Origin of the sequence: Citrobacter sp. Cf136, from assembly GCF_030333815.1 — a bacterium.
GTDB classification, from domain to species: Bacteria; Pseudomonadota; Gammaproteobacteria; order Enterobacterales; family Enterobacteriaceae; genus Citrobacter; species Citrobacter freundii.
In genome coordinates this window covers 156,142-169,437 of the sequence record NZ_JAOWFE010000029.1, presented here as the reverse complement: position 1 = coordinate 169,437, position 13,296 = coordinate 156,142, and the positions used below count along the sequence as shown (strand labels likewise).

The window sequence follows — 13,296 nt, the reverse complement described above, 5'->3', positions numbered from 1 at the left end:
GATGCTTAACCTGTTAAGGATATTCCATGAACAGCATAAAACTAGAATGGAAACGTGGTGACTGGGCAGCTTACTTTGGGCTGATGACCAACAACCTGACTAACCTGCTGACAATGATGGGGCTGCTCATTTTTGTTGTCGGGATCCCTACCGAAATTGTCTATGGTCGCATTGCGCCTGCCTTTGGTCTGGCGGTGCTGGTGGCCAGCGTCTGCTACGCCTGGTTTGGCCTGCAGATGGCAAAACACACCGGGCGTAAAGATGTGACGGCGCTGCCGTCCGGACCGAGCGCACCGTCAATCTTTACCGTAACCTTCCTGGTACTGATGCCGGTTTATCAGCAAACCAAAGATGCCAACTTTGCTATCCAAATAGCCCTGGTGTGGTGCTTTGTCGAAGCGTTGATCCTGGTCGGCGGCTCCTTCCTGGGCGAGACCATCCGCAAGATGATTCCACGTACGGTACTGCTTTCTTGTCTGTCCGGCCTGGGACTGTTGCTGCTGGCGATGAACCCGATGCTGCAGGCATTCGAAGCGCCGACCGTCTCCTTCATCGTCCTGTTGCTGATCTTCATTAACTGGTTCGGTAAGAAGCCGATTTTTGCCCGCATTCCTACCGGCTTGCTGCTGCTGATTGCCGGTACGGCCCTGGCGTGGATCTCCGGTTTACAAAGCCCGGAGGCCATTAAAGCGTCGATGTCTTCCTTTGGCTTCAACCCGCCGGAAATTCATGTCGACAGCTTCCTGCAAGGTTTGCCACATGCACTGCCGTATCTGGCTTCTGCGGTTCCTCTGGGTCTGGCGAACTACATTTTCGACCTTGAGAACATTGAAAGTGCGCACGCGGCGGGGGATGAGTACAACACCCGTAAGGTGATGATGGCGAACGGCTTTGCCTCCATGCTTGGCTGCATGCTGGGCAACCCGTTCCCGGTGACCGTGTATGTTGGGCATGCTGGCTGGAAAGCGATGGGCGCCAGCATCGGCTATACCCTCGCTTCAGGCATCACCATGTTCCTGGTACCGCTGTTTGGCCTGGGCGCGTTTATGCTCGCCATTATTCCGATGACTGCGATAGTGCCGATTCTGGTGTTTATCGGTGTGGTGACCGCCAACCAGGTGGTGCGAGAAACGCCCAAAGTCGAGGTTCCTGTCATCTTCATCTGCCTGTTCCCGTGGATCGCTAACTGGGCATTGACCATCGTTAACAGCGTGATGGGCGCCGCCGGAACATCCGCGGGGAAACTGGGTAGCGACTTACTGCACAGCAAAGGTGTCTATTACGACGGACTGGTGCATCTGGGAAGCGGTGCGCCGCTGGCCAGCATGCTGTGGGGCTGCGTCGCTATCTTCGCCATTATGAATAAGCCGCTGCGCGGGGCGATTGCCGCAGCCTTTGGGGCACTGTTATCGCTGTTTGGCGTGATCCACTCCCCGGCAGTTGGCTTTGCTGAGGGCAGCTCGATGATGTTTGTTGTGGCCTACCTGATGATGAGCGGCATGTTTGTCCTCAAGCATGTTCTTGATAGCCGTGAAGCGGTGACTGCGCCTGAGCAGGAACCGACGAAAACGACCTGAATCGCCTGTAAGCGGAAGATAACACTATGAAAGAACTTGTGGTCGTTGCCATTGGCGGCAACAGCATTATCAAAGATAACGCCAGCCAGTCGATTGAGCACCAGGCTGAAGCGGTGAAGGCGGTGGCGGATACGGTGCTGGAGATGTTGGCATCGGACTACAACATTGTGCTGACGCACGGTAACGGGCCGCAGGTGGGGCTGGATCTCCGACGTGCGGAAATCGCGCACGAGCGTGAAGGGTTGCCGCTTACCCCGCTGGCAAACTGCGTCGCCGATACGCAGGGGGGCATCGGCTATTTGATCCAACAGGCGCTGAACAACCGTCTGGCACGACGCGGCGAGCAGAAGGCGGTCACGGTGGTCACGCAGGTGGAGGTCGACAAAAACGATCCCGGTTTTGCTAACCCGACCAAGCCTATCGGGGCGTTCTTTAGTGCAGCGCAGCGCGATGAGTTGCTGCGGGTCAATCCAGGCTGGCGCTTTGTTGAGGATTCGGGGCGTGGCTACCGCCGGGTTGTGGCTTCCCCTGAACCAAAACGTATTGTTGAAGCAGAGGCGATCAAAACGCTGACCCAGCAGGGGTTTGTAGTGATTGGTGCGGGTGGTGGTGGCATCCCGGTGGTGCGTAGCGATCAGGGGGATTACCAGAGCGTGGATGCGGTGATTGATAAAGATCTCTCCACGGCGTTGCTGGCACAGGAAATCCGTGCCGACATTCTGGTGATCACCACCGGCGTCGAGCAGGTCTGTATTCATTTTGGCAAACCTAACCAGCAGGCGCTGGATACGGTGGATGTCGCCACGATGACCCGTTACATGCAGGAGGGACATTTCCCGCCGGGCAGCATGTTACCCAAGATTGTTGCCAGCCTGGCGTTTCTGGAGCGTGGCGGTAAACGAGTGATCATCACCACGCCGGAATGCCTGCCCGCCGCACTGCGCGGCGAAACGGGCACCCATATTGTCCATTCCTGAGAGGAGATGCGAATGAAGGAAAGTAACAGCCGCCGTGAATTTTTAAGCCAGAGCGGAAAAATGGTCACTGCTGCCGCGCTGTTTGGCGCAGTCGCCCCGGTCGCGTATGCTGCTAATCCTGTCGGGAACACCTGCGGGTCGAAGAGCACAATGACGATTAACGATAAGCACTATTACCTGGATAACGTCCTGCTGGAAGCGGGGTTTGATTACGAAAACTCAGTGGTGGTGCACACCCGTACCGCGCTGCAAACCGTTGAAATCCAGAACGGGAAAATAGTTGCGCTGCGCGAGAATAAGCAGCATCCGGATGCGACGCTGCCGCACTACGATGCGGGTGGAAAGCTGATGCTGCCCGCCATGCGCGACATGCATATCCATCTGGATAAAACCTTTTACGGCGGTCCCTGGCGTTCGCTGAACCGTCCGGCGGGCACCACCATTCAGGATATGATCCGCCTGGAACAAAAGCTGCTGCCTGAACTCCAGCCTTACACCCAGGAGCGGGCGGAAAAGCTGATCGATTTGCTGCAATCAAAAGGCACCTCGATTGCCCGCAGCCACTGCAACATAGAACCGGTTTCCGGACTGAAAAACCTGGAGAACCTGCAGGCGGTGCTGGCGCGTCGCCAGCCGGGTTTTGCCTGTGAAATTGTGGCATTTCCACAGCATGGTCTGCTGTTATCAAAATCTGAACCGCTAATGCGTGAAGCGATGCAGGCGGGAGCGCATTATGTCGGCGGTCTGGACCCAACCAGCGTGGATGGGGCGATGGAAAAATCACTCGATACCATGTTCCAGATTGCGCTCGATTACAACAAAGGCGTGGATATCCATCTGCATGAAACCAGTCCGGCGGGCGTGGCGGCGGTGAATTACATGGTAGAAACGGTGGAGAAAACGCCGCAGTTAAAGGGCAAACTGACCATCAGCCACGCGTTTGCGCTGTCTACGCTGAACGAACAGCAGGTGGATGAACTCGCAACCCGCATGGCGGCGCAGCAGATTACCATTGCCTCGACGGTGCCGATTGGCACGATGCACATGCCGCTAAAACAGCTGCGCGACAAAGGCGTGGAAGTGATTACCGGGACCGACAGCGTGATTGACCACTGGTCGCCGTACGGCCTGGGAGACATGCTGGAGAAGGCGAATCTGTACGCGCAGCTCTATATTCGCCCGAATGAACTCAACCTGTCGCGGGCGCTGTTCCTCGCTACCGGTGATGTGCTGCCGCTTAACGATAAAGGTGAGCGCGTCTGGCCGAAAGCGCAGGATGAAGCCAGCTTTGTGCTGGTAGATGCCTCATGCTCAGCGGAAGCGGTCGCGCGAATCTCCCCACGCACTGCGACCTTCCATAAAGGGCAACTGGTGTGGGGGAATGTCGCAAGCTAGTTTGGTTTTCCGCGCAGCGGCTATCGCTGCTGCGCTCTCATATATTAACCGACGATCCCCATATAGCCGTGAATCCCCATATATAAGCCGACCATTGCAATGAGCACGCTGGAAAAATAGGGCGCTTTGCGTGCCAGCGTGTTAAATCCGCTCCAACGCTTGGCCGCCTGCTGCACGCTGATTGCCGCACCCACGCCCACAGTTACCAGTGTCAGCGCCAGCCCGAGGCTGAAGCACAGCACCATGGTGGCGCCCAGCGTGAAGGCTTTGAGCTGGATGCATATCAGTAGCACCGTAATGGCAGCTGGGCACGGGATCAGCCCGCCAGTCAGACCGAACAGTAATATTTGGCCGTTGGTGACCTCTTTGCCCGCAAAGCGGCGCTGAATATCGGTGGCATGCGCCCGTTCGTGGGCATCCTGATACTCTTTCGAACCCTCGCTCAGTCCTGCTAACGCGGCATGGTTATGATCGTGGTCGTGGTCATGATGATGGTGATGATCGTCATCGTGATCATGATGATGGTGGTGATGGTCGTCATGATCATGGTGATGGTGATGCCCGTGATCGTGGTCGTGATGCGTCTGGGCCAGCCAGTTCTGCTCTCCCTGCCAGGTTCGCCAGAACATCCAGAATGCGGTCCCGAGAATAATTATCGCCGAGACAAATTGCAGCCAGGGCTCAACGGCCTGGGCGGTAAACGCTTTACTGATATACATCCCACCGAGCGCAATCAGCCATACTACGGCGGTATGCGACAGCGTTGCTGCCAGCCCCAGCATCACCGCCTGTTTGATGGTCCCCTTAATAGCAATAATAAAGGCCGCCATCATCGTCTTGGAATGCCCTGGTTCCAGACCGTGCAACACACCTAATAGAATCGCGCTGGGAATGAAAAACCAGGCGTTGCCTTGCTGAAGAAGCGTAGAAAACTCACCCATGAGAATGATTCTTAGTTGTTTAATTTCGCCTGATTCTACTCCCCCCCAGTATCAAATACTACCCCCCAGTAGAATGTCGATGGTATTGTCCCTACAGCCAGACGTTAAAAAGGTAAAGTTATGTCACATACGATCCGCGACAAACAAAAGCTGAAAGCCCGAACCAGCAAGATTCAGGGGCAGGTAGCGGCGTTGAAAACCATGCTGGATGAACCGCATGAATGCGCGGCGGTATTGCAGCAAATAGCGGCGATCCGCGGGGCGGTAAATGGATTAATGCGCGAAGTGATTAAAGGTCATCTGACCGAGCACATTGTGCATCAGGGCGATGAAATAAAGCGCGAAGAAGATTTGGATGTGATTCTGAAAGTACTGGATTCGTACATCAAATAAGCCAGTTTAACGGCTCATCCACACACTGATGAATGAGCCGTTGATAACGTCATTTAGCCAAAAAACATCACAGATACGCACAGCAGACCGACAATCAGGGTGATCAAGTTACCCACTGAACGGTATGGCTTCAGCGCCGGGATCAGATAGGTAGACAATGTCGGCATGATAAACAGAATCATGGCAATCAGCGGCCCACTAATCGCGTAAATCATTGAAATAGCATTAGGATTAATGCAGCAGATGATAAACGTGATAGCCGAGACCAGCATGATGGACAGGGCGCGGTTAAAGGCCCGGCTTTTCTTCACACCCACCTGATGCAACGATGTTTTTACTACCTCCGTTGCCCCTTCAATCACGCCAAAGTAGGTGCCAAGGAACGATTTTGACATCGCCACGACGGCAACGATGATCCCTGAAATCGACAGCCATGCCGGTGCGTTAGGCATCATCGATAGTGCTGACAGAATGGTCACGCCTTCATTTTTTGCATCCTCGATATAGTTTGTCGGAATCGAAAGCAAACAGCTGAAAACGAAAAACAGCACGCTCAGGCAGATGATGACGTAGGCTACCTTCATGATTTTTTTGCATTTACCCATGGCCTGCTCGCCATATTTCTCACGTCGATCAATGGCAAACGTGGAGATAATTGGCGTATGGCTAAAAGCGAAAACCATCACGGGAATAGATATCCAAACCTGATGAAGCGTGTGCTGATCGACAGACATCTGGCCGGTGAGTAACGTTGGCTGCCAGCTTCCGGTCAGGTAGAGCGAAAGGAATAAAAAATACGCGATGAGCGGGAACACCAGAAAGCCCATCACCCGGATGGTGGCTTGTCGACCCATCAGAAAAATTAAATTCAGCACCAGTACCACGCCCAGACTGACCAGCATACGCACGCGAAGATCTATCTCGATATGTTTTGCCAGCTGTTCGGTGAGTGAGTTGGTTATCGCCACGGCGTAGATCAGTACCACCACAAAGAAGGCAATAAAATAGAGGGTGGTGATCAGGCTGCCAATCTTCTTGCCGTAGTAGTGTGTAACCGCGCCAGTGATCCCCTCACCAGCCGACGTTTTTGAAGACAGGATAAACTGGCACAGCGCCTTGTGCGGCCAGTAGGTTAAAGGCCAGGCGACGAGAGCGGTGATAAACAATACCACCGCGCCTGCAGAACCCAGCTGTATGGGGAGGAAGAGGGTTCCTGCGCCGACGGCAGTCCCATATAGTGCGAAGCTCCAGAGAGTCTCTTCTTTTGACCAAAATTTCGACATTATTTGAACGTATCAACTATAAAATAAACAAAAAGAAGCGCAATTTACCACAAATGGCAGGGGCTGGGGGAGGTGTGAACAAGCGGGCTGGTGAATGGATGAATAGCCGGAACCGAGAAAATTCCGACTATTATTTTAATTATCAGGCAGTAACGCGCTGCTGGCGACGCTTCATAACACGCTCGCGTAACGTGTCATAAGCCCAGTTATAGAACATGGTATACGGCAGGAAGAACAGGAAGAAACCTATTTCCAGCGTGAATGCCTGAAACAGGCTGACGTTCAGCACATACGCCACGATGCTCACCCCAATCACAATAAAACCACTCTCAAAACCTAAGGCGTGAAATGCTCGCACTTTTGCCGTACGTTTTACCAGGTGCGACGGCCACAGACGGTCAAACAGGGCGTTATAAATGATATTCCAGATCATCGCTGTAGTGGCGAGAAGAATGGTCAGTCCGCCCATTTCCAGCACCGAGCGCTGCATCAACCATGCGGTGGTTGGTGCGAGAACAGCGGTGGCAATGCCTTCAAAGCAGACGGCATGAAAAATACGCTCTACTAACGAGCGGCGTTGGACTGTATCGTGTTGCATAACCTAAAACCTTCTTTGATGCCCGGATAACGGAATGGTGGCAATTTTATCGTTTAATGTGATATCTAAAAGATAGTACCCATCGATAAAGTAGATAGTTCATGCGTTACTCTCCTGAAGCGTTAACGGCATTTGTGGAGACCGTTTCCTGCGGTTCATTTTCTGCGGCGGCCCGGCGGCTGCGCAAAAGCCAGTCCACCATCAGTACGGCCATTGCGCATCTGGAAGCCGACCTTGGTTTTGCGCTGTTTGACCGTTCATCACGCCAGCCAACGCTGACCGAAGAAGGTAAGCGGGTGCTGGGTTATGTGCAGGCGATTCTGACGGCCAGCGAACGACTGGATGAAGCGGCGATCTCGCTGTCGGGTGAAACGGAAGCGCGTCTGACCTTCGTGTTGTCAGACACGCTGCATCCGGATGTGCTGGAAGAGTTGATGGTGCAGTTTGATCGCAAGTTTCCCCATACTGAGTTTGAATGTCTGATTGGCGAAGACGAGGACGTGATCGATCTGCTGCAAAAAGGACGTGCTCAGGTGGGGTTGATCGAAGCGCGGGAGGATTACCCGACCGACATGGGCGTTACGCGTCTGCCGATGCAAACCTGGATGGGATTATACGTGGCGGTATCGCATCCTTTGGCGGCTCAAGAAAAACTGCAGTGGGAACAGCTGCATACCTGGCGCGAGCTGCGTCTGAATACCTATCTGGAAAGCGGGACTAACGTGGCGCGCGGTCCCGTCTGGTCGGCTCCTAACTACCTGTTATTGCTAAGTATGGCTGTTCAGGGATTCGGCTGGTGCGCGCTCCCGTGTGCGCTGGTGGAGGAGTTTGCGGCAGAAAAACCATTGGTTCAATTAAAGCTGCCCGGCTGGCCAAAGGCTATCTCTATCGATCTGTTGTGGAATAAGAAATCACCGCCTGGCGTGGCGGGAAGTTGGCTGCGCGACCATTTACAGCAGAGTGGCGTTCAGATGACCAATAAATGATACGAATTTCCTTTGTGATAAAAATCACCGTTTTTAAACAACCTTGATAACTCTTTTTAACAATCATCTACTATTGCGGTGTTATTTTGCGCTGAGGTGGTGATGAAAGAGGTTGTGATAGTCGGGGCGTTAAGGACACCGATTGGTTGCTTCCAGGGGACGCTGGCGCGCCATTCTGCCGTTGAATTAGGCAGCATGGTGGTCAGGGCTTTACTGGAACGCACAGGCGTGGACGTTCATGCTGTGGATGAAGTGATCCTCGGTCAGGTGCTTACCGCAGGTGCCGGGCAGAATCCGGCGCGTCAGTCTGCCATCAATGGTGGGCTACCCAATACCGTTTCCGCCATCACCATTAACGATGTCTGCGGTTCGGGCCTGAAAGCGCTGCATCTGGCGACCCAGGCTATCCAGTGCGGCGAAGCCGACATTGTGATTGCGGGCGGGCAAGAGAATATGAGCCGTGCCCCGCATGTCCTTACCGATAGCCGCACCGGCGCACAGCTGGGGAACAGCCAACTGGTCGACAGCCTGGTACATGACGGTCTGTGGGATGCCTTCAACGATTATCACATGGGCGTTACCGCGGAAAACCTGGCGCGAGAATACGGCATTAGCCGCGAATTGCAGGATGCCTACGCGCTGCACTCGCAGCACAAAGCGCGGATGGCAATTGATGCTGGACGCTTTAAAGATGAAATCGTGCCGGTGGTAACACAGCGTAATGGGCAATCATTGGTGGTGGATACCGACGAGCAGCCCCGTACCGATGCCAGCGCCGAAGGGCTGGCGCGTCTGGATCCTACCTTTGACAGGCTCGGTTCGGTAACGGCAGGTAACGCGTCATCCATCAATGACGGCGCCGCTGCGGTGATGATGATGAGCGAGGCCAAGGCGCAAGAGTTGAACTTACCTGTACTGGCCCGTATTCGCGCCTTTGCCAGCGTCGGGGTCGACCCTGCGCTCATGGGGATTGCGCCAGTGTATGCGACGCGCCGCTGCCTTGAGCGTGTGGGCTGGCAACTGGCAGATGTTGATCTTATCGAAGCTAATGAGGCCTTCGCCGCGCAGGCATTATCCGTTGGGAAAATGCTGGAGTGGGATGAACGGCGGGTGAATGTTAACGGCGGAGCCATTGCGCTCGGTCACCCGATTGGCGCATCTGGCTGCCGAATTCTGGTTTCGCTGGTGCATGAAATGGTGAAGCGTCGGGCGCATAAGGGCCTGGCAACGCTGTGTATCGGTGGTGGTCAGGGGGTGGCGCTCGCTATCGAACGAGATTAACGATCTTACATTTACCGTCTTAAACGCCTTTCTAAGTGTTTTCCCTGCACCTGTAAAAAAGCCCTCCAGCAGGAGGGCAAGGCCAGTTACAGAAACATACACTCTAAACACAGTCAACTTATCAAAACATTGTTTCATTTCATGTGATTAACTGCGCACTTTGTTAGAAAAGGTGTCTTTTCGACTGATCATCTCGGCTGAATTTTCCATTTTTTATCCCTGCCCCTAATGAATAAATAAATTTATCGTATTGTTATTCAATCATTTTATTAAGGTCCATTTCGCTATTCATACGCGCTAGCGTGATCGCACTTACACTTTTGATAATAAGATGCGAAAAAAGTGAAACATCGTTTTATTTATAATTGAAAACACATTCAGGGAGGAATATCATGAGTGCATAAGATAAAACGGAACAGCGTTTTGCTATTCGTTTAAGCATTCACGGTCAATTTATCACTGGAGGTAAATGTGGACGTAAGACAAAGCATCCATAGTGCGCATGCGAAAACCCTGGACACTCAGGGGCTGCGTAATGAGTTTTTGGTCGAAGAAGTATTTGTCGCAGATGAATACACCATGGTCTACAGCCACATCGACCGCATCATTGTTGGCGGCATTATGCCAGTGGCCAAAACCGTCTCTGTGGGTGGCGAAGTCGGCAAACAGCTGGGCGTAACCTATTTCCTCGAACGTCGTGAGCTGGGTGTGATCAATATCGGCGGCCCGGGCACGATTACCGTTGACGGTCAGTGCTATGAAATTGGCCATCGCGACGCGCTGTACGTCGGAAAAGGGGCAAAAGAAGTGGTATTCGCCAGTATTGATACGACAAAACCGGCGAAGTTTTACTACAACTGCGCGCCGGCCCACACGACTTACCCAACTAAGAAAGTCACGCCTGCAGACGTTGCGCCAGTGACGCTGGGCGATAACCTCACCAGTAACCGTCGTACCATCAACAAATACTTTGTGCCGGATGTTCTGGAAACCTGCCAGTTGAGCATGGGTCTGACTGAACTGGCACCGGGTAACCTGTGGAACACCATGCCGTGTCATACCCATGAACGTCGTATGGAAGTCTATTTCTACTTCAATATGGAAGAAGATACCTGCGTATTCCACATGATGGGGCAGCCTCAGGAAACGCGTCATATTGTGATGCACAACGAGCAGGCGGTGATTTCTCCAAGCTGGTCTATTCACTCCGGTGTCGGCACAAAAGCGTATACGTTCATTTGGGGCATGGTCGGCGAAAACCAGGTCTTTGATGATATGGACCATGTTGCAGTAAAAGATCTGCGCTAGTTGCGGGCGACTGCCGTGCCTGCTGCGGCGGGCATTATAAAAAATTAAGGATTTACAATGATTTTGAATGCATTCTCTCTTGAAGGTAAAGTCGCCGTTGTGACCGGTTGTGATACCGGTTTGGGTCAGGGTATGGCGCTGGGCCTGGCTGAAGCGGGCTGCGATATCGTCGGTATCAACATTGTTGAACCGACAGAAACCATCGAACGTGTGACCGCACTGGGCCGCCGTTTTTTAAGCCTGACCGCCGATCTGCGTCAAATCGACGGTATTCCGGCGCTGCTGGAGCGCGCAGTGGCAGAATTCGGCCATATCGATATTCTGGTCAACAACGCGGGTCTTATCCGTCGTGACGATGCGATCGACTTCAGCGAAAAAGACTGGGATGACGTGATGAACCTGAACATTAAGAGCGTGTTCTTTATGTCTCAGGCCGCGGCGAAGCACTTTATCGCCCAGGGTAACGGCGGTAAAATTATCAACATTGCCTCTATGCTTTCCTTCCAGGGCGGGATCCGCGTGCCGTCTTACACCGCGTCTAAAAGCGGCGTAATGGGTGTTACCCGTCTGATGGCGAACGAGTGGGCAAAACATAACATCAACGTCAACGCGATTGCACCGGGTTACATGGCGACGAATAACACTCAACAGCTGCGTGCTGATGAGCAGCGTAGCGCAGAAATCCTCGATCGTATTCCGGCGGGGCGTTGGGGTCTGCCGAGCGACCTGATGGGGCCTGTCGTGTTCCTGGCGTCCAGCGCATCTGACTATATCAACGGCTATACCGTTGCGGTAGACGGCGGCTGGCTGGCGCGTTAATTGCTTTCCAGAGCCAACAAACCCTGCTAAATGGCAGGGTTTTTTTTACTTTTGAATCATTAAAATCCATATTGTGGTTATAAATTATTCCATATTAAATTTCATACGTATCACTTTATTGTTTTTAATATTCTTTAATATCAATAAATTAAATTTAATTGAGTGATTGTCGGTAAATTTTAAAATTGGAATATCCATCACATAACGATGTGGTGTAGCTATTTAATCCATGTTTTTGCCGTTTCCCGCCTGACGCTTCCTGCAAGGGATCCCTTACTTTCAATGGCATGGTTACTCTGTATCTGGCAGGAAAAAATGGTCTCAATAAATAATGATGCTGCTTTAGCGTCGCGCCCAGTGCGCGATACGCGACGTATGAATATGTTTGTTTCTATCTCTGCGGCTGTCGCAGGGTTGTTATTCGGCCTGGATATTGGCGTGATTGCCGGGGCGTTGCCTTTCATCACCGATCACTTTGTGTTGACCAGCCGCCTGCAGGAGTGGGTGGTCAGCAGCATGATGCTGGGCGCGGCAATTGGTGCGCTGTTTAACGGTTGGCTGTCATTCCGCCTGGGACGTAAATACAGTCTGATGGCGGGGGCGATCCTTTTCGTCGTCGGATCTCTGGGCTCGGCGTTTGCCTCCAGCGTAGAAATGCTCATTTTTGCCCGCGTGGTACTGGGCGTTGCGGTGGGGATCGCCTCTTACACCGCACCGCTCTATCTCTCTGAAATGGCCAGCGAAAACGTGCGTGGCAAGATGATCAGTATGTATCAGCTGATGGTGACGTTGGGCATCGTTCTGGCCTTTTTGTCTGATACCGCGTTCAGCTACAGCGGTAACTGGCGCGCTATGCTGGGCGTGCTGGCTCTTCCGGCTGTATTGCTGATTATTCTGGTTGTGTTCCTGCCCAACAGCCCGCGCTGGCTGGCGGAAAAAGGTCGCCACATTGAAGCAGAAGAAGTATTGCGCATGCTGCGCGATACGTCAGAAAAGGCCCGCGATGAGCTGAACGAAATCCGTGAAAGCTTGAAGCTGAAGCAGGGTGGTTGGGCGCTGTTTAAAATTAACCGTAACGTGCGCCGCGCAGTTTTTCTTGGGATGTTACTGCAGGCGATGCAGCAGTTCACCGGGATGAACATCATCATGTATTACGCGCCGCGCATTTTCAAAATGGCGGGTTTTACCACCACAGAGCAGCAGATGATTGCCACGCTGGTGGTTGGCTTAACGTTTATGTTCGCTACCTTTATTGCCGTCTTCACGGTCGACAAAGCAGGACGTAAACCGGCGCTGAAAATTGGTTTCAGCGTAATGGCCATCGGGACGCTGGTGCTCGGATATTGCCTGATGCAGTTTGATAACGGCACGGCTTCCAGTGGACTATCCTGGCTGTCAGTTGGCATGACGATGATGTGTATTGCAGGCTATGCGATGAGCGCCGCGCCGGTGGTGTGGATCCTGTGTTCGGAAATTCAGCCGCTGAAATGCCGTGATTTTGGTATTACCTGCTCCACCACCACCAACTGGGTGTCGAACATGATCATTGGTGCAACGTTCCTGACGCTGCTCGATAGCATTGGCGCCGCCGGTACGTTCTGGCTATATACTGCGCTGAACGTCGTGTTTATCGGTATTACGTTCTGGCTGATTCCAGAAACCAAAAACGTCACGCTTGAGCATATCGAACGTAAGCTGATGGCAGGTGAGAAGTTAAGAGATATTGGGGTGTAAATGT

The 13,296-nt window shown here is 52.9% G+C and carries 12 protein-coding genes; 9 read left to right on the top strand and 3 right to left on the bottom strand.

Annotated elements, in window-relative coordinates; all coding sequences use genetic code 11:
• Window positions 1-26: 26 nt before the first annotated feature.
• The 3 genes from OGV98_RS01355 to OGV98_RS01345 are packed head-to-tail and all read left to right on the top strand — an operon-like array spanning window position 27 to window position 3,949.
• A complete protein-coding gene (locus OGV98_RS01355) occupies window positions 27-1,577 on the top strand; it encodes a hypothetical protein (protein ID WP_003840986.1) in 1,551 nt (516 codons plus the stop codon).
• Between the two features lie 26 nt (window positions 1,578-1,603).
• Window positions 1,604-2,554 carry a carbamate kinase family protein gene (locus OGV98_RS01350; protein ID WP_046670326.1) on the top strand — a complete coding sequence of 317 codons (951 nt, stop codon included), beginning with the start codon at window positions 1,604-1,606 and terminating at the stop codon, window positions 2,552-2,554.
• Between the two features lie 12 nt (window positions 2,555-2,566).
• On the top strand, window positions 2,567-3,949 hold the full coding sequence (locus OGV98_RS01345; protein ID WP_044713443.1) for an amidohydrolase family protein: 1,383 nt from the start codon (window positions 2,567-2,569) through the stop codon (window positions 3,947-3,949).
• A gap of 44 nt (window positions 3,950-3,993) precedes the next feature.
• On the opposite strand, the gene OGV98_RS01340 is transcribed toward OGV98_RS01345, so the two are convergent.
• Window positions 3,994-4,890, bottom strand: coding sequence for a nickel/cobalt efflux protein RcnA (locus tag OGV98_RS01340; RefSeq protein ID WP_058842585.1), 897 nt, complete (start codon window positions 4,888-4,890; stop codon window positions 3,994-3,996).
• A 120-nt stretch (window positions 4,891-5,010) separates the two neighbouring features.
• Here OGV98_RS01340 and rcnR point away from each other — a divergent pair, with 120 nt between their 5' ends.
• Complete coding sequence (rcnR, locus tag OGV98_RS01335; protein ID WP_003033900.1) at window positions 5,011-5,283, top strand: Ni(II)/Co(II)-binding transcriptional repressor RcnR; 273 nt, start codon at window positions 5,011-5,013, stop codon at window positions 5,281-5,283.
• A gap of 53 nt (window positions 5,284-5,336) precedes the next feature.
• Here the strand turns inward: rcnR and OGV98_RS01330 are convergent, their stop codons facing one another.
• Both OGV98_RS01330 and OGV98_RS01325 read right to left on the bottom strand, forming a co-directional pair.
• Entirely contained in the window at window positions 5,337-6,566 is a 1,230-nt protein-coding gene (locus OGV98_RS01330; protein WP_003840979.1) for an amino acid permease, read from the bottom strand.
• A 142-nt stretch (window positions 6,567-6,708) separates the two neighbouring features.
• The gene (locus OGV98_RS01325) at window positions 6,709-7,164 is read right to left on the bottom strand and encodes a multidrug/biocide efflux PACE transporter (protein ID WP_003840976.1); all 456 of its coding nucleotides are present in this window, start codon (window positions 7,162-7,164) and stop codon (window positions 6,709-6,711) included.
• 101 nt (window positions 7,165-7,265) lie between these two features.
• Here OGV98_RS01325 and OGV98_RS01320 point away from each other — a divergent pair, with 101 nt between their 5' ends.
• The 5 genes from OGV98_RS01320 to araE all read left to right on the top strand — a co-directional run bounded on the left by OGV98_RS01320 (window position 7,266) and on the right by araE (window position 13,292).
• Window positions 7,266-8,150 carry a LysR family transcriptional regulator gene (locus OGV98_RS01320; RefSeq protein WP_044713439.1) on the top strand — a complete coding sequence of 295 codons (885 nt, stop codon included), beginning with the start codon at window positions 7,266-7,268 and terminating at the stop codon, window positions 8,148-8,150.
• Between the two features lie 102 nt (window positions 8,151-8,252).
• Window positions 8,253-9,431 carry an acetyl-CoA C-acetyltransferase gene (locus OGV98_RS01315; protein WP_003033912.1) on the top strand — a complete coding sequence of 393 codons (1,179 nt, stop codon included), beginning with the start codon at window positions 8,253-8,255 and terminating at the stop codon, window positions 9,429-9,431.
• A gap of 471 nt (window positions 9,432-9,902) precedes the next feature.
• On the top strand, window positions 9,903-10,739 hold the full coding sequence (gene kduI / locus OGV98_RS01310; protein ID WP_003840972.1) for a 5-dehydro-4-deoxy-D-glucuronate isomerase: 837 nt from the start codon (window positions 9,903-9,905) through the stop codon (window positions 10,737-10,739).
• 57 nt (window positions 10,740-10,796) lie between these two features.
• A complete protein-coding gene (kduD, locus tag OGV98_RS01305) occupies window positions 10,797-11,558 on the top strand; it encodes a 2-dehydro-3-deoxy-D-gluconate 5-dehydrogenase KduD (RefSeq protein WP_003033923.1) in 762 nt (253 codons plus the stop codon).
• A 315-nt stretch (window positions 11,559-11,873) separates the two neighbouring features.
• The gene (araE, locus tag OGV98_RS01300) at window positions 11,874-13,292 is read left to right on the top strand and encodes an arabinose-proton symporter AraE (protein ID WP_071687441.1); all 1,419 of its coding nucleotides are present in this window, start codon (window positions 11,874-11,876) and stop codon (window positions 13,290-13,292) included.
• Window positions 13,293-13,296 lie beyond the last annotated feature (4 nt).

Bases quoted from the DNA above. Each gene is read 5' to 3' on its own strand.
- rcnR (WP_003033900.1), top strand. From the start codon at position 5,011: ATGTCACATACGATCCGCGACAAACAAAAGCTGAAAGCCCGAACCAGC.
- OGV98_RS01345 (WP_044713443.1), top strand. From the start codon at position 2,567: ATGAAGGAAAGTAACAGCCGCCGTGAATTTTTAAGCCAGAGCGGAAAA.
- OGV98_RS01315 (WP_003033912.1), top strand. From the start codon at position 8,253: ATGAAAGAGGTTGTGATAGTCGGGGCGTTAAGGACACCGATTGGTTGC.
- OGV98_RS01320 (WP_044713439.1), top strand. From the start codon at position 7,266: ATGCGTTACTCTCCTGAAGCGTTAACGGCATTTGTGGAGACCGTTTCC.
- araE (WP_071687441.1), top strand. From the start codon at position 11,874: ATGGTCTCAATAAATAATGATGCTGCTTTAGCGTCGCGCCCAGTGCGC.
- kduD (WP_003033923.1), top strand. From the start codon at position 10,797: ATGATTTTGAATGCATTCTCTCTTGAAGGTAAAGTCGCCGTTGTGACC.
- OGV98_RS01350 (WP_046670326.1), top strand. From the start codon at position 1,604: ATGAAAGAACTTGTGGTCGTTGCCATTGGCGGCAACAGCATTATCAAA.
- OGV98_RS01340 (WP_058842585.1), bottom strand. From the start codon at position 4,890: ATGGGTGAGTTTTCTACGCTTCTTCAGCAAGGCAACGCCTGGTTTTTC.
- OGV98_RS01330 (WP_003840979.1), bottom strand. From the start codon at position 6,566: ATGTCGAAATTTTGGTCAAAAGAAGAGACTCTCTGGAGCTTCGCACTA.
- OGV98_RS01325 (WP_003840976.1), bottom strand. From the start codon at position 7,164: ATGCAACACGATACAGTCCAACGCCGCTCGTTAGTAGAGCGTATTTTT.
- OGV98_RS01355 (WP_003840986.1), top strand. From the start codon at position 27: ATGAACAGCATAAAACTAGAATGGAAACGTGGTGACTGGGCAGCTTAC.